The organism is Dyella halodurans, assembly GCF_026283925.1.
Taxonomy (GTDB): Bacteria; Pseudomonadota; Gammaproteobacteria; order Xanthomonadales; family Rhodanobacteraceae; genus Dyella; species Dyella halodurans.
The window spans coordinates 24380-43187 of sequence record NZ_JAPDPF010000012.1 but is presented as its reverse complement, the minus strand read 5'-3'; the positions used below and the strand labels follow the sequence as shown (position 1 = coordinate 43187).

14 protein-coding genes are annotated in these 18808 nt (G+C 65.1%); 9 read left to right on the top strand and 5 right to left on the bottom strand.

Annotation, left to right across the window (positions count from 1 at the left end; all coding sequences use genetic code 11):
- Positions 1 to 474: 474 nt before the first annotated feature.
- From rpe to OUZ49_RS19275, 3 genes are all read right to left on the bottom strand, one after another.
- Positions 475 to 1155, bottom strand: a complete 681-nt coding sequence (gene rpe, locus OUZ49_RS19285) for a ribulose-phosphate 3-epimerase (RefSeq protein ID WP_266152243.1) — start codon at positions 1153 to 1155, stop codon at positions 475 to 477.
- Positions 1156 to 1268: 113 nt separating this feature from the next.
- Positions 1269 to 2075 carry a co-chaperone DjlA gene (gene djlA, locus OUZ49_RS19280; RefSeq protein ID WP_266152242.1) on the bottom strand — a complete coding sequence of 269 codons (807 nt, stop codon included), beginning with the start codon at positions 2073 to 2075 and terminating at the stop codon, positions 1269 to 1271.
- The gene (locus OUZ49_RS19275) at positions 2072 to 2386 is read right to left on the bottom strand and encodes a c-type cytochrome (RefSeq protein WP_266152273.1); all 315 of its coding nucleotides are present in this window, start codon (positions 2384 to 2386) and stop codon (positions 2072 to 2074) included. Before OUZ49_RS19275 ends, djlA begins: the two co-directional genes overlap by 4 nt.
- A gap of 269 nt (positions 2387 to 2655) precedes the next feature.
- Here OUZ49_RS19275 and OUZ49_RS19270 point away from each other — a divergent pair, with 269 nt between their 5' ends.
- The 3 genes from OUZ49_RS19270 to OUZ49_RS19260 are packed head-to-tail and all read left to right on the top strand — an operon-like array spanning position 2656 to position 4533.
- Positions 2656 to 3552 (top strand): phosphoribosylaminoimidazolesuccinocarboxamide synthase, encoded by an 897-nt coding sequence (locus OUZ49_RS19270; protein WP_266152241.1) that lies wholly within the window; start codon positions 2656 to 2658, stop codon positions 3550 to 3552.
- 18 nt (positions 3553 to 3570) lie between these two features.
- Positions 3571 to 4062, top strand: a complete 492-nt coding sequence (locus tag OUZ49_RS19265) for an Mpo1 family 2-hydroxy fatty acid dioxygenase (RefSeq protein WP_266152240.1) — start codon at positions 3571 to 3573, stop codon at positions 4060 to 4062.
- A gap of 60 nt (positions 4063 to 4122) precedes the next feature.
- Positions 4123 to 4533 carry a hypothetical protein gene (locus tag OUZ49_RS19260; RefSeq protein WP_266152239.1) on the top strand — a complete coding sequence of 137 codons (411 nt, stop codon included), beginning with the start codon at positions 4123 to 4125 and terminating at the stop codon, positions 4531 to 4533.
- Between the two features lie 154 nt (positions 4534 to 4687).
- Here the strand turns inward: OUZ49_RS19260 and OUZ49_RS19255 are convergent, their stop codons facing one another.
- Entirely contained in the window at positions 4688 to 6868 is a 2181-nt protein-coding gene (locus tag OUZ49_RS19255; protein WP_266152238.1) for a beta-agarase, read from the bottom strand.
- A 70-nt stretch (positions 6869 to 6938) separates the two neighbouring features.
- Positions 6939 to 8267, bottom strand: a complete 1329-nt coding sequence (locus OUZ49_RS19250; protein WP_266152237.1) for an APC family permease — start codon at positions 8265 to 8267, stop codon at positions 6939 to 6941.
- 341 nt (positions 8268 to 8608) lie between these two features.
- On the opposite strand from OUZ49_RS19250, the gene OUZ49_RS19245 reads away from it, so the two are divergent.
- From OUZ49_RS19245 to OUZ49_RS19220, 6 genes are all read left to right on the top strand, one after another.
- Positions 8609 to 9934, top strand: coding sequence for a peptidase MATCAP family protein (locus OUZ49_RS19245; protein WP_266152236.1), 1326 nt, complete (start codon positions 8609 to 8611; stop codon positions 9932 to 9934).
- A gap of 190 nt (positions 9935 to 10124) precedes the next feature.
- Entirely contained in the window at positions 10125 to 11228 is a 1104-nt protein-coding gene (dinB, locus tag OUZ49_RS19240) for a DNA polymerase IV (RefSeq protein WP_266152235.1), read from the top strand.
- A gap of 160 nt (positions 11229 to 11388) precedes the next feature.
- Entirely contained in the window at positions 11389 to 14295 is a 2907-nt protein-coding gene (locus tag OUZ49_RS19235; protein ID WP_266152234.1) for a TonB-dependent receptor plug domain-containing protein, read from the top strand.
- A gap of 61 nt (positions 14296 to 14356) precedes the next feature.
- Positions 14357 to 16231: a tetratricopeptide repeat-containing sulfotransferase family protein gene (locus OUZ49_RS19230; protein ID WP_266152233.1), complete on the top strand. Its 1875-nt coding sequence runs from the start codon at positions 14357 to 14359 to the stop codon at positions 16229 to 16231.
- Positions 16232 to 16802: 571 nt separating this feature from the next.
- Entirely contained in the window at positions 16803 to 17852 is a 1050-nt protein-coding gene (locus tag OUZ49_RS19225) for a hypothetical protein (RefSeq protein ID WP_266152232.1), read from the top strand.
- A gap of 232 nt (positions 17853 to 18084) precedes the next feature.
- Entirely contained in the window at positions 18085 to 18753 is a 669-nt protein-coding gene (locus OUZ49_RS19220; protein ID WP_266152231.1) for a hypothetical protein, read from the top strand.
- Positions 18754 to 18808 lie beyond the last annotated feature (55 nt).

The following is an 18808-nucleotide window of genomic DNA, read 5'->3' as shown; positions in this document are numbered from 1 at the left end:
TTACAGGGTTTCGAGCCGCTGCGCGTGGTGCTGGCGCTGGGCGCGCTCCTGCTCGGCCTGGTCATGAGCCTGCATTGAGCAGGGCAGGCATGCAGGCTGACGACCTGAACGATTGATCCGATCCGTAGCCGTGGAAGGCATGCAGGCGGCTGGTGCGCAGGGAAGCGCCCGCCGCCGGGGGCCGATGCAGCGGATCCTGGCTTACAGCGTCAAGTGTTTCGTCCAACCCCTGGGCTACGTTCCTCCCCCGCCCTGGCGGGGGCTTTTTTAAAGGCCAGTCCAGCGAAATTGCCGGCAAGGGGAACCAAATCGGACAAACCCGGTCAGACCTTGCGGTGGTCACGAATTCTTGCCGTGGATTCGCGTCCCATCGTGTGGTCTCCTCAAACGTCGTTCCGACGATACTTATCCCGGCGCGGTCTGCGCCGGGATTTTTCTTGTCTCGAAGAACCCGGGCTGGCCAGGCGCGGCCCGTTACGGGCGAACGGCTGCCAGTTGCTGGCGCATCGTCTCGATCACGCTGCGATAGTCAGGCGCATTGAAGATGGCCGAACCGGCCACGAAGGTATCCGCGCCAGCCGCCGCAATCTCGCCAATATTCGCTGCCGTCACGCCGCCGTCGATTTCCAGCCGGATGGGGCGACCACTCTCGTCGATGCGGCGACGCACCTCACGCAGCTTGTCCAGCGCCGTGGGAATGAATTTCTGCCCACCAAAGCCGGGATTGACCGACATCAGCAGGATCAGGTCGAGCTTGTCCATCACATAGTCCAGCCAAGCCAGCGGCGTGGCCGGGTTGAATACCAGGCCCGCCTGGCAACCGGAATCCTTGATCAGGCCGAGGGTGCGATCGATATGCTCGCTCGCCTCCGGATGAAAGCTGATCAGGCTGGCGCCAGCCTTGGCGAAGTCCGGCACGATGCGGTCCACCGGCTTCACCATCAGGTGCACGTCGATCGGCGCCGTGATGCCGTAGTCGCGCAGCGCCTTGAGCACCATCGGGCCCATGGTGAGGTTGGGCACGTAATGGTTATCCATCACGTCGAAATGGACCCAGTCCGCCCCGGCGGCCAGCGCCTTGGCGGTGTCCTCGCCGAGCCGGGCGAAATCGGCGGAAAGGATGGAAGGGGCGATGACGTTCGCTTGCTTGCTCATGGCGGTTATTCCTGTAGGAGCGCACCCTGTGCGCGACCCCGGGGTTACGTGATGGCTGCGGTCGCGCACAGGGTGCGCTCCTACACGTCATCGCTGAGTTTATTGGAACCGGCCTATTTGAACCCGCGCTCAGCCTTGATCCGCTCATAGGCTGCGTTGATTTCACTGGCGCGCGACTCGGCGCGCTTGCGCATTTCTTCGGGCAGGTCGCCGAGACGATCCGGGTGATGCTCGGAGATCAGCTTGCGGTAGGCGCGCTTGACCCCGCGATCATCCACGCTGCGCGCGATGCCCAGCACGGTATAGGGATCGGGGCCCTGGGTCGTGCGCTGGGGCGGCACATAGCCACCGCCACCGTGGTTTCCGTAGCCACGTGAACCGCCGGTGGCATTCCAGGCAAAACCCTTCATCGCCATCAGCGCCATCAGCTCCATGTCGCTGATGCGCAGCGCGAACGCCAACTGGCGCAGGATCGCCATCTGCTCGGGCGGCGGGTTGCCTTCGGCCAGCACGGTTTCGATCACCACATCCAGCACCGGGAAGGCGTGGTCGCGACGCAAGCCGACCCAGCGCCGCAGCTCCTCGATGGCCGGCGTGACATCAAACTCCGGCTGTTTGCCGGCGTTGAAGGCGGTAATCGCGACCTTCCGCTGCTCCTGCTCCAGGCCCATGCGCTGCATCAGGCGCTCGGCCACGGCGATTTCCGCCTCGGAGACCCGGCCATCGGACTTCGCCACCGCGCCCAGCAAGGCAAACAGCGGGCTGACGTAGCCACCGGCCTGGGGTGTCACCCGGCGCCGCTGTCCCTGGCGCAGGCTGTCGATGATGAAGCCGGTAATGGCGCCGACCACGGCGCCGGGCATGCCGTGGCCGAAGATCAGGCCGAACAGGGCCAACCACAGGGTCCAGGTGAAAGTCATGGGGTGCCTTGTTGTTGCGGTGCCTGCGCGCTGTACCAGCGCGCCAGTTCATCGAGATCCGCGTCGCTGATCGGGCCGATCGCCGCACGCATCAGCGGCGCGTTGCGGCGGCCATCGCGGTATTGCTTGAGCGCTTCGCGCAGGTAGTCGAGCTTCTGTCCAGCCAGGTTTGGCGCGCCTGGAATCTGCGCCATGCCGGTTTCGCCGTGGCAGGCCGCGCAAAGCCCCAGGCGCGCGGGCTTGGCCGAGGCGGCGGCAGAGACAGGCCCGGCCGCGGCCAGGGCGACCATCGTCGCCAGCGCCATGCGCATCCACGCACAACCCGCCCGCACCTGCCGGTGGCAAGAGCGTGGTGCGACGGCAATGCGTGGCGGCTGGAACATGCGGGGCGGGCTCGGGACCAAAGCGCGCGATTCTAGCAGCCAGCGGGCCCGCGTCCGGGCGACAGCTCGCCGCGCCTACACCTCTGGCACAGACGCCTCCGGCTACAATACTGGGCTTGATCACCGGCCCATGACCCAAAGCCGGTACTTCGTTTCCGGTCCTGGTGCCCAGGCCGGCCATCCAGGAGCAATAGAACGTGCCCACCACCTTGCTGCAATCGAACCTGCCGGGCCTTGAGCTGATCCATCGCGGCAAGGTGCGCGATGTGTACGCGCTCACTGAAAACCGGTTGCTGATCGTGGCCAGCGACCGCCTGTCGGCATTTGACGTGGTGCTGCCCGATCCGATCCCCGGCAAGGGCGAGATGCTGACCCAGATCTCCAACTTCTGGTTCGGCAAGACCGAGCACCTGGTGCCCAACCACTTGCTGCATACGCCGCTGAGCGAAGTGCTGCCGGCCGGCACCGACCTGAAGCTGTACGAAAAGCGCGCCGTGGTCACCCGGCGCCTGAAGCCGGTGCCGGTGGAGGCGATCGCCCGCGGCTATATCATCGGTTCCGGCTGGAAGGACTATCAGGCCACCGGCTCGCTCTGCGGCATCCAGTTGCCCACCGGGCTGCAACAGGCACAACAGCTGCCCGAACCGATCTTCACCCCGTCGACCAAGGCCGCCGTCGGTGACCACGACGAGAACGTGAGTTTCGATGCCGTCGTCGCAGCCGTAGGCGCCGACCTCGCCGAACAGGTGCGCGAGGCGACGCTGGCCATCTACAAGTGGGCCGCCGCCTATGCGGCGGAACGCGGCATCATCATCGCCGACACCAAGTTCGAGTTCGGCACCGACGAGCACGGCAAGCTTTATGTGATGGACGAGATGCTGACGCCGGATTCCTCGCGCTTCTGGCCGGCCGACCAGTACCGCGTAGGCATCAGCCCGCCGAGCTACGACAAGCAGTTCGTGCGCGATTACCTGGAAACGCTGGACTGGAACAAGAAGGCCCCGGGCCCGAGCGTTCCCGCCAAGGTCATCGCCGGCACCTCCGCCAAGTACGCCGAGGCGCTGCAGCGTCTCGCCGGCATTACGCTCGACTGAGCGGCGGCATAGCGACCCATGACCCCCATCGACGATAGCGCGCCCGTGCCGGCGCGCGACATGCGGCACTGGCTGGACAGCTACAGCGCCGATCACCAGCACCCGACCAACCGACTGCTGCACTGGATTTGCGTGCCGCTGATCCTGTGGTGCGCGATCGCGCTGATGTGGACCATTCCGGTGCCGTCGTGGATCGGTCGCCAGGGCTTCTGGGCCGTGGCTGCGCTGGTGCTGGCGTTTACCTGGTACTGGAAGCAATCGCGCCGTCTGGGCACCGCCTTGCTGATGGCCCTGACGGCATTCGCCTTGCTCACCGAGCTGGCTTATCGCGAACTGGGGCCGTCCTCGCTACGCCTGCTGGCACTAGTGGTGTTCGTGGCGGCGTGGATCGGCCAGTTCGTGGGCCATCTCATCGAAGGCCGGCGCCCGAGCTTTCTCACCGACCTGGCGTACTTGCTGGTGGGGCCGGCGTGGTTGATGGACAAACTGCTGCGCCGGTTCGGCGTGTAAGTTGCCACACGCCCTCGCGTCGCTCCGGCGCAGATACCCGTCGTTAGATTTAGGACTCGCATGACCACCCTGCTTACCCTGATCAGCACCCTGCTCTGGTGGGTGCTCTACAGCAGCATCGGCGCGCTGTTCTTCGCCCTCATTGCGTGGACGGTGCTGCGCTGGATCGAGCGCTGCCCGGTCGTCTTCAACCGGACCTACCTCGCCTGCCTGGTGTGGAACCTGATCGGCCTGTTGATCGTGAGCGCCGTGGCGATGCACGAGGGACTGACCAAGCCGCCCTATGCGCTGCTGCTCAACTCCACCCTGCTGCGCGGCGCGCTGGTGGTCGACATGGTGATCGGCGTGCTGGTGCTGTGGCGACTGATTCCGCGCATCGACGCGCACCGCATCCGCCCCGCCAGCGCCTGCATGGCCGTGGCGGTGATCATGGCGATCAGTTTTGGGGCGGCGACCAGTCTGGCGAGCTGATGCTTGTCTTCCTCTCCCCTCCGGGGAGAGGACTGAGGTGAGGGGTCAATCTTGCGACATCCAAGATTCGAAGCCTGCTTCTCTTAGCTTTCCCGCGAGCACCCGCCCCTCACCCCAACCCTCTCCCCAGCGGGGAGAGGGAGAAGAGCAACGATCAATACCCCGTCTTGCGATTCGCCTCGCGCACCGCCTCGACAAAGCCGTGGAACGGCTTGTCGGTAATCGCCACCAGGCCGATATGCGCGTTCTCGCCGTCGAGCAGGCGCCCGGTCACCGGCTGGTCCACGTACTGGAACCAGTGCGCGCCGACGATGGCCGGATTGGCCACAGCCGCCGCGATATAGCGTGCATAGGCTTCGCCGCGCTGCTGCTCGTTCCATACCGGCACCACGCCCTTGCCGAACGAGCCACGGTCATCGGAACCAAAGTGGAACTCGGTGATCAGCGCGGGCTTGTTGAGCTTGGCGAAGGCCTCCGCATCGAAGGCATGTTCCGGCACATCGGCGTAGGCGTTGAAGCTGACCACGTCGCAATACTCGGCGCAGGATGCCACCGCTTCCGGCGTATGCACGGCAAAGCGCCCGCCGAGGAACAGGTGATGCGGGTCGTGCTTGTGGATCGCCTGCGCCACGGTGCGGAAATACTGGTCCGCATACTGGCGCAGCCATGCGCTGTAGTCGTCGGCAATCGCCGGATGTGCCTCGTCCGGATTGGGCGCGGCGAAATTGGTGGCATCGAGCGCATCCCAGGATGCCAGGGTGATGCCCCATGCGGCGGCGAGTTTCGACGGGTCGCCGTATTTCTTCTTCAAGGCAGCGATAAAAGCCTGCTTGGCCGGGCTGCGGGCCTCACCACGCAAGGTACCCTGCGCCAGTCCCCAGCGACCTTGCGGTCCCTGGCCGGCCCAGGCCAGCTCGTTGTCGGCGAAATAGCCGAGCAGCCAAGGATCGTCGTGAACCTCCTTGGCCGCCTGCACCACGGCCGCCTCGGTCGCCTGCGCGAAGCGCGGATCGAACGGGTCAGGCATGCGGCTCCAGTAGTCGTAGCCGCTGGAGACGTTGCCGAACACACCGGAGATATTGATCGAGCGCGTATAGGCCAGGTGGTGCGTCTGGGTCAGCGCTTCGTCGCTCCAGTTGCCCAAGGTATTGAAGCCCCAGCTCTCCAGGCGATCGAGCGTGCGCACGCGCCATGCTTGCCGCCAATGCCGCCCATCGGCCAGGAACAGGTTGGCGGAATAGAAATCGAACCAGCGTCCGTGGTTGAAACCGATCCCTGCCGACGCGCCCTGTTCGCCCTGGCGGTGGTCGCCGGTGCCGTAGAACGGCGCCCAGCGTCCACTGTTCGGTGGCAGTTCCTTGAACATGAACTCACGGCCTTCGATATAGGTGCGGCCGCCGTCATCGTCGACGAAGTTCACACCCAAGGAGAAGAACGCGTGGCCCTCGGGCGTGACCAATTGCCAGCGGCCATCGCGCCGCTCTGCACGGAACCAGCCGCTGGCCTTGAATGCCGGCAGGTCGGTGCGGCCGCCGTAACGGTCGAAGCCCTTGCGCAGCGCCGGCGTGGCCACGGGCGCTTGGGCTGCCTTTCCATGTCGACCACGTAGCGCATCGTCGGAATCGACCTTGCCCGGCCATTGCCCGCGCGAGTACTGGCCCCAGGCATCGACGATGCCGGTATAGGCATCGCGCAGCTCATGCTCGCCCCGGGACGTGTCGAGCTTACCGAACAGCAGGGTCTGCGGTGCCGTTGGCGACGGCGTACCCAGCCGCACCGCCTTGACGTGCGCCAGGTCGATGGAACCTTCCACCGTGGTCGCCAGCAGGATGCGCTGGCTGCCCGCCGTGTAAGGCATCGGTGGCCCCGCCTGCATGCCCATCACCCGGGGCGAAGTCGCATGCAACGGTACCACCAGGGTTTGCGGAGGACCGGCCGGCACGGCGACGGTGGCATGCAGATGCTGACCCGCATTGACGCCGTCGATATCCACGGTGAGCGTCACCGCCCACTGCATCGCATTCTGCATGTCCACACGCAGCGCGCCTTCCTTCGACCAGTCCCAGTCACCCTGGGTCAGCGACACCACCAGTTGTGGTTGTGGCGACGGTTCGAAGGTGTACTTCTGCAGCGACATGCCGCCCACGGTCACGGGCGCTCCCTCGCGCTGCACCTGGTCGAGCGTGGTCTGCGTCGTCGGCTTGGTGCTTGCCACCGGTGAGGCCGGCGCCGGCGTCGGGGTGCTGCGGCTGAGGTCGGCCCGGTCGGTATCCGAACCCGAATGACAGGCTGCCAGTGCGAACAGGCAAGACGTGGCGATGGCAATCCGTTTCATCGGCGACCCGAGCACAAGGAAATAGCGGCAGTATGCCTGCGCCAACTGAAGGCTGCCTTGCCGCGAGAAATCACGCCGCCCTCTTTTGCCAGGCCCGCCACGCGTAATACACCGGCACGCCAAGCAGGATCAGCGCCAGGCTCATGCCGGCATCGCCGGGAGAGTGGATCGTGGTTGCCACGATCACGCCCAGCACGGTGCAGACGAACAACAGCGGCAACAGCGGATAAAACGGCACGCGGTAGGGTGATGGCTCATTCCTGAAGCGATGCCGATACCAGAACAGCGTGGCGATGCCGAAGGCATGCGACAGCCACTCGCCTACCGTCGTGTAGTCGAGCAACTGACCGAAACTGCCGGACAGCACCAGCACGATGGCCCACGCGCCAAGCACGGCCAGCGCCATCTGCGGCGCGCGCGAGCGTGCATCAATCCGTCCCACCGCGCGGAAGAACATGCCGTCGGCGCCCATCGTCTGCAGCACGCGTGCGCCACCGGCAATCGCAATGCTGCAGTAACCAAAGGTCGAGCAGGCAATGCCTACGGCGATCAGGCGCGCGCCGTGCTCGCCGAACAGTTTGCGCATCAGGTCGGCCGCCGGCGCCTGGCTGGCGGCCAGGCCGGCATGACCCAAGCCTGCCAGATAGGCGAAGTTGACCAGCACGTAGCAAACCACGACGGCGCCCAGGCCCAGACCCAGCGCTCGCGGCAAGGTGCGCTGCGGTTCGCGCACCTCACCGGCCAGATCGTTGAGGTAATGGAAGCCACCATAGGTGAACAACACCGGCAGCAAGGCACCGAGGAAGGCCCCGGGCGGCACGGCATGGGTGGTATCCGGTGCCAGCACCAGGCCCAGCTGTCCTCGCGCCAGCACCAGGCCGACCACCACCAGCAAGGCGATGGCGGTGAGCTTGAGCAGGGTGAACAGGTTCTGCATGCGCGCGCCGGCCTTCACGCCAAAAAAGTTCACGCCGACGATGAAGGTGATGGCACCTGCCGCTATCGGCTTCACCCACAGCAGTGGCAAGCCGATCGCGGCGCAGAAGTAATCCGCAAACGTGGTGGCCACCGCCGCCACGCTGCCGGGATAGTTGATCAGCGCCATGGTCCAGCCGAACAGGAACGCCGGCAGCTGCCCGAATGCCTCGCGCAGATAGATATAGACACCGCCCGCCTGCGGCCGCCGCGCGCCCAGCTCGGCGTAGCACAGCACGCCCGCCAGCGTCAGCAGGCCGCCCACCGCCCACAGGGTGAGCAACTGCGCGCCGGACGAGGTGCGCTCGGCCACGGTGGAGGCGCTGCGAAAGATGCCGGCACCGATGACGCCACCGATTACGATGGCGGCAGCGTCCCAGGTACCCAGGCGGCGCAGATAGGCGGGAGAGGTCTCGGCAGTCATGGGGCGGAACGGCTTCCTTCACATCCGATACGAAGGACGGACGATAGCCGAGTGCGACACGCACTTCGACACGAGGCTGTAACGTCTTGATCACGGAGGAGACTCCGGTGCACCGAACGGCCACCAGGCGCCGCCTGCCACGCCGTCGCCGCGGGCCGTCCTTGCGGCCCCGCTGCTGCACCCCGGCGGCAAACGCCCGGCGGCCGTCGTCTCATCGGCCGATTTCCCGCGCTTCAGTAATTCTTCGGACGCGCGTGCAACGGCACGGGCGCATAGTTCCGTTCTCCCCGCCACGTTCACGTCGGCCAGCGGCATCGACCGGCGATCTTCCTGGAGGCGTCATGAGTACCGTCCCCCATGCTGTTCGGCCCGAAGACGACAAAGTGCTCGGCAAGTTCCTGGAATGTGACCGCGAACTGATCGCCGCGGCCCGCAAGATCAGGGTGCTGAAGGCCATCGATTGGCCAGTCTCGTTGGAGGAGACCTTTCTGCAAGGCTACCAGCGCGGCAATCCGGTGCTGCCGCAACCGCCGCTGCGGCATCCTGATCTCAGCGGTGAAATGGCCGCCCTCCGGGCGATCATGGCGAAGCTGGATCGCGGCCACCCGATCGGCGACTGGCTGTTCAAGACCGCGTGGAGTTACCTCATGGCAGCCCAGATGCTGATGGGCATCGGCACGGAGGAGTTCACTCGCTGCTCCACCATCCTGTACGGGCGTCCGGACATGATTCACCCCGGCCAGACCGCCAGCTCGGTCGACGCCGCTCAGGACGTCCTGGACATCACCGACGACCTGATCGGCCGCGAAGGCGTGCCGCCGGTGCCGGCGGATATCCCTGCCGATGTGTTTGCCGAACGACTGCGCGAACGCCTGGGCCAGTTCTTCGACAAGGACAAGGTCGACGTGGTGCTGAACCCCGAGCTGCCGTCCAAGGCCACGGCCGGCAGCAAGAGCATCAATCTGCGCTCGACCGCACTATTTTCCGAACTCGACCTGGAACAACTGACCGAGCACGAGGCCTTCGTGCACACCGCCACCGCGCTCAACGGCAAGCACCAGCCGTACCTGAAGTCGCTGGGCCTGGGCGCCCCGCGCACGACGCGTGCGCAGGAAGGGCTGGCGACCTTTTCCGAGATCATCACCGGCTCGATCGACCTGGCTCGCCTGCGTCGCGTGGCGCTGCGCGTGATCATGGTGAAACGGGCGCTGGATGGCGCGGACTTCATCGACGTGTTTCGCGGCTTCCTCGACGCCGGCCAGACGCCGGTGGAAAGCTACCGCAGTGCCTCGCGCATCTTCCGCGGCGGCGATGTGCGCGGTCGCATCTGCTTCACCAAGGACAGCGCCTATCTGCAAGGCGTCATGATCATCTACATCTTCATCCGCAAGGTGCTGCAGGAAGGCCGCGCCGAAATGCTGCCCCTGTTGTTCGCCGGGCGGGTGACCACCACCGACGTGATCAACCTGGCGCCTTTCCTGCAAAGCGGCCTGATCGCTCGCGCGGTGTATGTGCCACCGTGGGCGCGCAATCCGCAGCGGATCCTTTCCCTGATGGCATTCTTCACGGCCGCCAACCGCTTCCGCCTGGACACGCTCGACCTCGACAGCTTCGTCGCCTACGAGAACGAGCTGGTGGGCGAATCGCTGCTGACAGACCGGCACTAGGACCCAAGCCAGCGCCTGGTGCTGGCGCCCACCAGGAGCTTGCTGCGGCAGGAAGCGAACCCCTCACCTCTCCTGCCGGCAGGAGAGGCAGGGAGGGGGTGAAGCTGTTCGCCGGAACCCCCAATGCCAGGACTGCAAGACGCCGGGTTTCGTGTTTGACTGTGCAGACCCGCCCACCCTCGCGCCCGCCGTGCCCAGCACTCCCCGAAAGATCATCCATGTCGACATGGACGCGTTCTATGCGTCGGTGGAGCAGCGCGACGATCCCTCGTTGCGCGGCAAGCCGGTGGTCGTTGCGTGGCGCGGCGCACGCTCGGTGGTCTGTGCGGCCAGCTATGAAGCGCGCCGTTTCGGCGTGCGTTCGGCGATGCCGGCCGTCCGGGCGGAACGGCTATGCCCCCAGGCGATCTTCGTGCCGCCGGATTTCACGCGCTACAAGGCCGTGTCCCGGCAGGTTCGCGAGATTTTCGGCAGGCATACGGACCTGATCGAGCCGCTGTCGCTCGACGAGGCCTACCTGGACGTCACCACCATCCACACCGGCCTGCCTTCGGCCACGGCCACGGCCGAGGCGATTCGCGCGGCGATCCGCGAGGAAACCCAGCTCACCGCCTCGGCGGGTGTGGCGCCCAACAAGTTTCTGGCCAAGATCGCCTCGGACTGGCGCAAGCCCGATGGGCAGTTCGTGATCCGGCCGCATCAGATCGAGGCGTTCCTCGCCCCGCTGGCCGTGGGCCGCCTGCCCGGGGTAGGCAAGGTCATGGAGGCCAGGCTCGCCGCCCTGGGCATCACCACGGTCGGGGACCTGCGGCTACGACCTGAAGCGGAACTCGAACAGCGCTTCGGTCGCTGGGGCCAGCGGTTGCGGCAGTTGTCGCTCGGTATTGACGACCATCCGGTCCAGCCGGACCGGCCAACCTTGCAGGTCTCCGCCGAAGACACCTTTGAGCATGACCTCACCTTGCAGGATCTCGCGCCACACATCCGTCGGCTGGCCGAGAAGACCTGGGCCGCGCACGAACGCGAAGCGCAGGGCGAGCACGGCCGGCTGGCGCGCACGGTCGTGCTGAAACTGAAGACGTCGGATTTTCATACGCTGACGCGCAGCCTCACGCCCAGCACCCGCCCTACCTCGGCCGCCGAACTTGCCGATATCGCCTGTGCCCTGCGTGATCGCGTGGAGCGGCCTGCGCACAGCCGCTATCGGCTGGTAGGCGTTGGGCTGGCGGGCTTTGTGGACGCCGACAGTTTCGCCGCCCAGAGCGATTTGTTCGCCGACCTGCTGCCCGGCTGACGGCTTTTGCGCAAATCCGCAAGAAGAATTGTTAAGAACCCCTTTACTCGCCCTCAATTTCCTGAAACAGTTGGGACGGGGACACAACGGCAACACACGCCACCTATGGACGCTCAGGCGCCCATACGGGCTTGTTTTGCCAACCATTTGGGGAGTGACAATGCAGTCCAACTACAATCGTCTATCAATAGCGGTGCGCTTGGCTCTTACCGTCGGCATGGCTTCAGCGGCAGCGATGGCCCAAGCCCAGGACGCAAACAGTAAGGATGCTTCGACGACCCAGGGCCCGGCGGCGCAGGGCCAGACCGGCCAGGCGGCTACCGAGCAGCCCAAGCAGAGCAATGCCAAAACGCTGACCGCGGTTTCGGTCACCGGCTCGCTGATCCGCCGCGTCGACGCGGAGACGGCCAGCCCGGTGGTGACGCTGGATCGCAGCGCGATCAGCAACAACGGCAGTCCGACCCTGGGCAACGTGCTGCAGGCACTGCCCAGCATTTCGGGCAATGCCACCAACACCCAGAACAACAGCAACGGCGGTGGCGGCGCGAGCCCCACGCTGGAAGGCGGCGATGGTGCCGCTCGCGTGTCGCTGCGCGGCCTGGGCGTCTACCGTACCCTGGTGCTGGTGGACGGTCAGCGTCTCGCCAATGCCGACGTCAACATGATTCCGCAGAACATGATCGAGCGCATCGACGTGTTGGCTGAAGGTGCGTCCACGGTCTACGGCTCGGACGCCATCGGCGGCGTGGTGAACTTCATCCTGCGCAAGGACTACCAGGGCGCCGAGCTCAGCGTGAACGACGGCATCTCCGACCATGGCGATGGCCAGCGGCATGGTGCGCAGTTCACTGCGGGCGCCAATAGCGAGAACGGCAATATCGTTCTCGGCATCGACTACAACCATCAGAGTCCGGTTCTGGCGACCCGCCGCGATTTCTCGGCTCACCAGCTGTATCTGTCCAGTGGCGTCGTCACGCCGGCCGGTTCGGGCACCATCCCGACGGGCCGTCTGCTGGTGCCGGCTGCCCAGTCACCCGGCTGCGCACCCAGGGCTGGCACCACCAACACCTACGTCACCCTGGCCGGCGGCTCGGGCAACAGCCTGAGCGACTATCGCTGCTATGGCGGCGCAGGCGACACGTTCAACTACAACGCCTACAACTACATCCAGACCGAGCAGACGCGTAACAACATCTTCCTGCTCACCAACTACAAGCTCGCGGACCACCTGACGTTCTTCCTCGATGCGTTCTACAACCACACCAGTTCGAGCGGCCAGGACGCCCCGGCGCCCACCAGCACCGCCGACGGCTGGGTGGTGCCTTCGACCAATCCGAACAATCCGTTCGGCGTGACCTTCAGCGCGAACTCCATTCCTGGCGATCCGAACAGCGGCTATCCGTTCAGCACGCGCCTCACCGGCCTGGGCACGCGTCTGCACACGTTCGTTACGGACAACCAGCAGGTCAACACCGGCCTGCGCGGCGCGTTCGGCAACAGCACCTGGATCTGGGATGCCAGCGTCGATTACGGCTATTCCAAGCGCGTCCAGCGCAACTACAACGAAGTCAACGTGCCGGACTTCCAGGCGGCCATCGACGCCGGCGCGAACATCTTCAACCAGGCCGATCCGGCGGTTACCGCGCTCTTGAGGAAGGGTGTCGACACGCCGGTCTACACCATGTCCAACACCATGAAGCAGGGCCAGTTCAATACCTCGGGTGAACTGTGGGATCTGCCGGCCGGTGCGATGCAGCTCTCTGCCGGCGCGCTCTATCGCGATACCAGCATGAGCTACAACGTCACGCCGGATGCGATCCTGAATCCGGCCACCGGCACCTGTATCGTGCTTTCCGAAGCCTGCGGCTCGCCGGGCGGCGGCAGCGTCAACGTGAGTGAGCTTTACGCCGAAACCCTGGTCCCGCTGCTGTCCGATAAGCCGTGGGCCTACGCATTGAACGTGGACATTGGTGTTCGCTCTTCGCACTACAACACCACCGGCACGACCACCAATTCAAAGATCGCCATCGAGTACCGCCCGGTCGCCGACCTGCTGATTCGCGGCACGGCATCCCAGGTGTTCCGTGCACCGAACCTGGACGAACTGTACGACGGCCGCACGGTCGCTGGCCCCACGGTCACCGATCCCTGCGTCGGCCTCACCAGTGCCCAGCTGGCACAGCATACGGCGGCCTGCCAGTACGTGCCGCCGCAGTGGGCCGGCAACCCGCTGGGCCAGGTCACGGCCTACTACTCGGGTGCGGTGCCGGCAGGCAGTACGTTGAAGCCCGAGCATGGCAATTCGATCAGCTACGGCTTCGTGTATTCGCCGAGCTGGGCGAATGGCCTGTCCACCAGCGTTGACGTGTGGCGCATCAACCTGCATGACCTGCTCACGCCGATTGCGGCGCAGACCGTGCTCAACTCGTGCTTCACCGACAACGCCAATCCGTATTGCTCGTTCATCAACCGCTACAACAGCAGCAGCCAGCTGGCTGGTGCGGTGAACTACATCAATACGCCGGTCGTGAACCTGGGCAACCTCAGCACCAGTGGCGTCGACTTCACCTTGAACTATGTCATTCCGCATTTCGATATTGGCGGCGTGAATCCGGGTAACTTCAAGGCGGGGCTCAACACCACCTATACGTCCACCTACAACAACAACGCTACCCCCGGCCAGCCGGGCCCTGGCACGGTCAACTATGCCGGCACCTACACCCAGCAGTTCGGCAACATCGCTCGCTGGCGTGGCACGCTGACCTTGAACTGGGCCTTGGGCAACTGGAGTGCGCAGTGGCAGGGGCGCTACATCCACCGCCTGACCAACCTCAATGCGGACTACACCACCGGCGCGAATGCACCGATGGCTTCGGTGCTCTACCAGTCGATCACGGCCGGCTACGAGATCCCGCAGATCCACACCCGCTTCGACATCGGCGTGGACAACCTGAGCGACAAGACGCCGCCGCTGATCTACCAGAACGGTCAGAACTTCAACACCGATACGTCAACGTATGACACGCTCGGCCGCTACTACTGGGCCCGCGCCACGGTGAAGTTCTAATCACCCGGTAAGGATGGCCGCGGCAGCCATGCCGCGGCCATCCCGCTGGTAGCATGAAGGGATGACGGGACGTCCATTGCCATCCTCCACCGATCTCGCTGCATCCATGCTCGCCGCCTACAACGGTGGCGACATGGCCAAGGTGCTCGCCCTCGGCGAAGCTGCGGCAACTGCTGAACCCGCGCATGAAACCGTGTTGTTGCTGCTCGGCCTCGCGCAGCAGGCGACCCAGCGCATCGATGCGTCCGTGGCGACATTTCGCCGGCTCACCCAGCTCAAGCCGCAAACCTTCGAATACTGGAACAACCTCGCCATCGTGGCCCGCCAGGCGGGTGACATGGATACGGCCGAACGAGCCTCGCTGCACGCGACCGGCCTGGCGCAGCAGAATGCGGACGTTCATTACAACCTCGGCCTGCTCTATGCACAGCAGCAACGCTGGGTACCCGCGCGCCGGGCCCTGCTCGACGCCGTGCGCCTGGAGCCGGGTTTTATCGAAGCACGGCTGCAGGCCGCGCACGCCTGTCACGTCTGCGGCGACAACAGTGGCGAAGCGTCCATGCTGGTCGGCGCGGCAGACTGGCCTCCACAGCCTGCCGAGCAGGCGATGATCCTGGCGACCATGCTGGCCACCCAGGGCGATCAGCAGGCGGCCTTTCAGGTACTGGACCGAGCGGTTACGCCCGACGGTGCGACTGGGCAAATCATCCAATGGCGGATGGTGGCGCTGCGCGCTGCGCTGTACGAGCGCAGCAACCAGGCCGAGCGCGCCCAGGCGGAGCTGTCACAACTGCCGCTGGCATCGCTCGACGCATTGGCGCCCGAACACCATCGCCTGCGTTGCGAAGCCTGGCACGCGCACGCCGCCGTGGCCTCGCGCCAAGGCGACATGACCCAGGCCGCCGAACTTTATCGACGCGTACTCGCGCTCACTGAAGAAGCGGACATGCGCGCGAACGCGGGCTTCGGCCTTGCTTCGGCACTCAACAAGCAGGGGCACCACGCGCAAGCGTGGCAGGCCGCCGAGGCCGCCCACGCGACCCAGCTGGAGATCGCCCGAGATATCGTGCCGGAGTTGCTTGCAGCAGGCAGCCAGCCACTCGCCATGGCGAACGACCAGATCAGCCATCGGGAACACGATTGCTGGGCACCCTTGTCCGCTCCGCGCAGCCGGGAAAGCCCGGTATTCGTCGTTGGCTTTCCGCGCTCGGGCACGACCTTGCTGGAGCAGATGCTCGATGCGCATCCGAACTTCCGCTCGATGGATGAGCGCGCGTTTGTCTACGAGCTGGTCGAACGCATGCAGCTCGCGGGTCAACGCTATCCCGCCGATCTTGCCGGCCTGACGCAAGCAAACGTCGATCAGCTGCGCTCCATCTACGCCAGCAACGTGGCTGGTGTCGTACCCGACCTGGGCCATCGTCGCCTGGTCGACAAGAATCCGCTCAACATGCTTTGCCTGCCGATGATTGCGCGCCTGTTCCCGGACGCGCGCATCATCATGTGCCTGCGCCATCCCTGCGATGTGCTGCTGAGCTGCTATATGCAACCGTTCCGCTCGCCCGCCTTCATGGTGCTGTGCTCGTCGCTGGAGCGCCTCGCCCATGGCTATGTGCAGGCCTTCGAACACTGGTATCGGCATGTCGAGGTCTTTGCGCCGCGCGTGCTGGAGTGGCGCTACGAATCGGTGGTCAGCCGCTTCGACGAGCATGTGGCCCGGCTCGGCCATTTCCTGGCGATCGACGATGCCGCGCCGATGGCGCGCTTCGCCGACCACGCGCGCAGCAAGGGCTACATCAGCACGCCGAGCTACGCCCAGGTGACCCAGGGCATTCACGCGAAGGCCGTCAATCGCTGGCATGCCTACCGGGACAGGTTCGAACCGGTGCTGCCGATCTTGCGCCCGATGATGGAGCGGCTGGGCTACGACGACTGAAACCGTCATCGCGGCGGCGCATGCTTTCGGTTGATCGTCACGGGAGCCGATTCAGCATCCCTGCAAGCGATACGTGTTTGCGCCCCTACCCTAAGCCGTCATCCCAGCGAACGCTGGGATGACGGTGAGGAAATGGACGTCCTGACTCGGGGCCCACGCGTTGCGAAGCGATCGTTTCTTTTTGCGGAGACGTGGCGGGCAAGGTCGCGATGGAAACGGCCCGAATCAATGGCACGACTCGGTCCTGAGTGCATCACGCGAATTGCCGCGGCCCGCATTTTCTTACTTGCTTCTTCACACGCAGCTGCGGTTTTTTTCGATTCGCAAATGCTTGCCGGATGCGCGTAAGAGACCACGGCGGCACCTACACCAAAGCGTGACCGGGTGCTCAGTAACGCGCGAATCATCGTTTCATCGTCGCCGCCTTAGGGGATGCACTGAAGCAAGCGCGAGAGATTCGCCGGCAACGCCAGCCGTTGCCGGTGCGTGGGTGAGTTGTTGTTGGAGATCACCGGTCCGTGAATCGTCATGGCCCGGAACCGATAGCTATTCGCGTACCAGGGAGAACTCAATGCGATCCAAATTGACGCTGGCGCTTGTCGCCGGCCTGATCGGCGCCGCTGCGCTACCTGCTGTCTGCGCCGCCCAAACCAATGGCATTTCCCTCCAGCCGCCGAGCGAGATCGTCGGCCCGCTGGAAGCACAGGCGCGGGAGAGCTGGCGCCAGGACATCGCGCAAGTCGCGACACCGGCGGAAGGGTGCTTCCAGGCCACCTATCCGAGCGTCATCTGGCACCAGGTGGCGTGCCGGGAAATCACCGCACACGCCCATCCCGTGCCGCACTTCCATCTGCCAGGTGCAGCGCAAACGGCAGGCAACGGCAACGACTACACCTTGCAGACCGGGTCGCTGATCACGCAGACCGTAGGCACCTTCCCGACCGTGACGGGCGTGACCTCCGAGAAGGGCGTGGGCGTGGCCGCTTACGGTGGTGGCGGCATCCTGGGGACCAACGAGTACTCGCTGCAGATCAACTCCAGCTTCTCGTCCACCACGTCCGCGTGCAAGGGCCACTCCGGCTGCACCGTCTGGCAGCAGTTCGTCTATGCACCGGACTACGAGGTGCAGGGCTCGGCGGCCGTGTTCATGCAGTACTGGCTGATCGGCTACGGCGGCACCCGCTGCCCCAGCGGCTGGGGTAGCGATGGCGCCGGCGACTGCTACAAGAACAGCGCGGCGGCCACCGCGCCCGACGTGCCCGCCACCCAGCTCGCCAATGTGAAGCTGAGCGGCACGGTCGCCGCCGGCGGCAAGGACACGGTGGTGTTCACCAATGGCACCACGGCCTATAGCTCCAGCGGAAACGACAGCGTGCTGTACCTGGCCACGGTGTGGAAGGAGTCGGAGTTCAACGTGGTCGGCAATGCCGGCGGCTCCGAAGCCGAGTTCAACAGCGGCTCTTCGATCACGGTGAAGGTCGCCGTGAGCGACGGCTCCAGCAGCGCTCCTTCGTGCGTGGCTGACTCGGGCACCACTGGCGAGAGCAACAACCTCAACCTGGGCAGCTGCACCGCCTCCAGTGGCTCGACGCCCTCGATCCAGTTCACCGAATCGAACTGACGGCTGGCGCTGTCCCGAGCAAACGCAAATGCCGGGGTCACTCCCCGGCATTTGTCTTGAGGGCACCGGGCGCGGCGAGAGGCCGGTCATGCGGCTCGCTCGACCAGACTGGCCGGCACCCCGGTGACGGCATGACTGCGCCACGACCACTGACCCTGGTACGGCCACACGCCAACCCGACACGAATCGAGTACGCTCCGCGGCTACCGCTTCGCTTCGGACAGGAGTCGCCGTGCATTTCGAAGTACCGAAACTCAGGAAGCATTCGCTCAAGGAATTTTCCCAGCACTACTTGATGATCGTGCTGAGCATTCTCACCGCACTCGGTCTCGAGCAGTGGATCGAACGGGCGCACCATCGGCATGCGGCTGAGTACGCCAGCACCCAGGTCGAAGCGGAGCTGCGTTCGAACCTCAACGATATTCACACGTCCAAGCAGGTCAACGCGCAGAACCTGGGGCCGCTCACTGAGCTCAACGACGCCATCATCGCGGATGTGCGCAAGGGCGTGCCGGACAAGCTGATCAACCAGCATATCCAGTCGTTGCAGGGCAAGTTCGTGTTGAGCGTCAATTGGCCCACGTTCGCCACCCAGGCCTGGGATGTCGCCGTGGCGAACCAGTCGGCGGCATGGATCGATACCGCGACCCTGCGCAGGTTTTCCGCCGCCTATGCGGCCCAGCGTGAAGCGGCCACCTGGGTCACCCACGACAGCATGCTGGCACTCGATGCGCCGCGCATGGTGCTGTTGCGCACGCGCATCCAGCTGGGCGTGGATATCGACCCGATCGAATTTCTCGGCGTGGTGCGACAGATGATCAACACCACCACGCAAACGCAATTGCACCTGGAGCAGACTGAAAAGCAGGTCGTCGCGGCCCTGCCCGTCAACGACCGCTAAGCGCGCCGCCACCGAAATGCAAAAGCCCGGGTCAGGCCCGGGCTTTTGCGTTCAC

Bases quoted from the DNA above. Each gene is read 5' to 3' on its own strand.
- OUZ49_RS19230 (WP_266152233.1), top strand. From the start codon at position 14,357: ATGACGGGACGTCCATTGCCATCCTCCACCGATCTCGCTGCATCCATG.
- OUZ49_RS19225 (WP_266152232.1), top strand. From the start codon at position 16,803: ATGCGATCCAAATTGACGCTGGCGCTTGTCGCCGGCCTGATCGGCGCC.
- OUZ49_RS19275 (WP_266152273.1), bottom strand. From the start codon at position 2,386: ATGCGCATGGCGCTGGCGACGATGGTCGCCCTGGCCGCGGCCGGGCCT.
- rpe (WP_266152243.1), bottom strand. From the start codon at position 1,155: ATGAGCAAGCAAGCGAACGTCATCGCCCCTTCCATCCTTTCCGCCGAT.
- OUZ49_RS19260 (WP_266152239.1), top strand. From the start codon at position 4,123: ATGACCACCCTGCTTACCCTGATCAGCACCCTGCTCTGGTGGGTGCTC.
- OUZ49_RS19255 (WP_266152238.1), bottom strand. From the start codon at position 6,868: ATGAAACGGATTGCCATCGCCACGTCTTGCCTGTTCGCACTGGCAGCC.
- djlA (WP_266152242.1), bottom strand. From the start codon at position 2,075: ATGACTTTCACCTGGACCCTGTGGTTGGCCCTGTTCGGCCTGATCTTC.
- OUZ49_RS19250 (WP_266152237.1), bottom strand. From the start codon at position 8,267: ATGACTGCCGAGACCTCTCCCGCCTATCTGCGCCGCCTGGGTACCTGG.
- OUZ49_RS19245 (WP_266152236.1), top strand. From the start codon at position 8,609: ATGAGTACCGTCCCCCATGCTGTTCGGCCCGAAGACGACAAAGTGCTC.
- OUZ49_RS19265 (WP_266152240.1), top strand. From the start codon at position 3,571: ATGACCCCCATCGACGATAGCGCGCCCGTGCCGGCGCGCGACATGCGG.
- OUZ49_RS19235 (WP_266152234.1), top strand. From the start codon at position 11,389: ATGCAGTCCAACTACAATCGTCTATCAATAGCGGTGCGCTTGGCTCTT.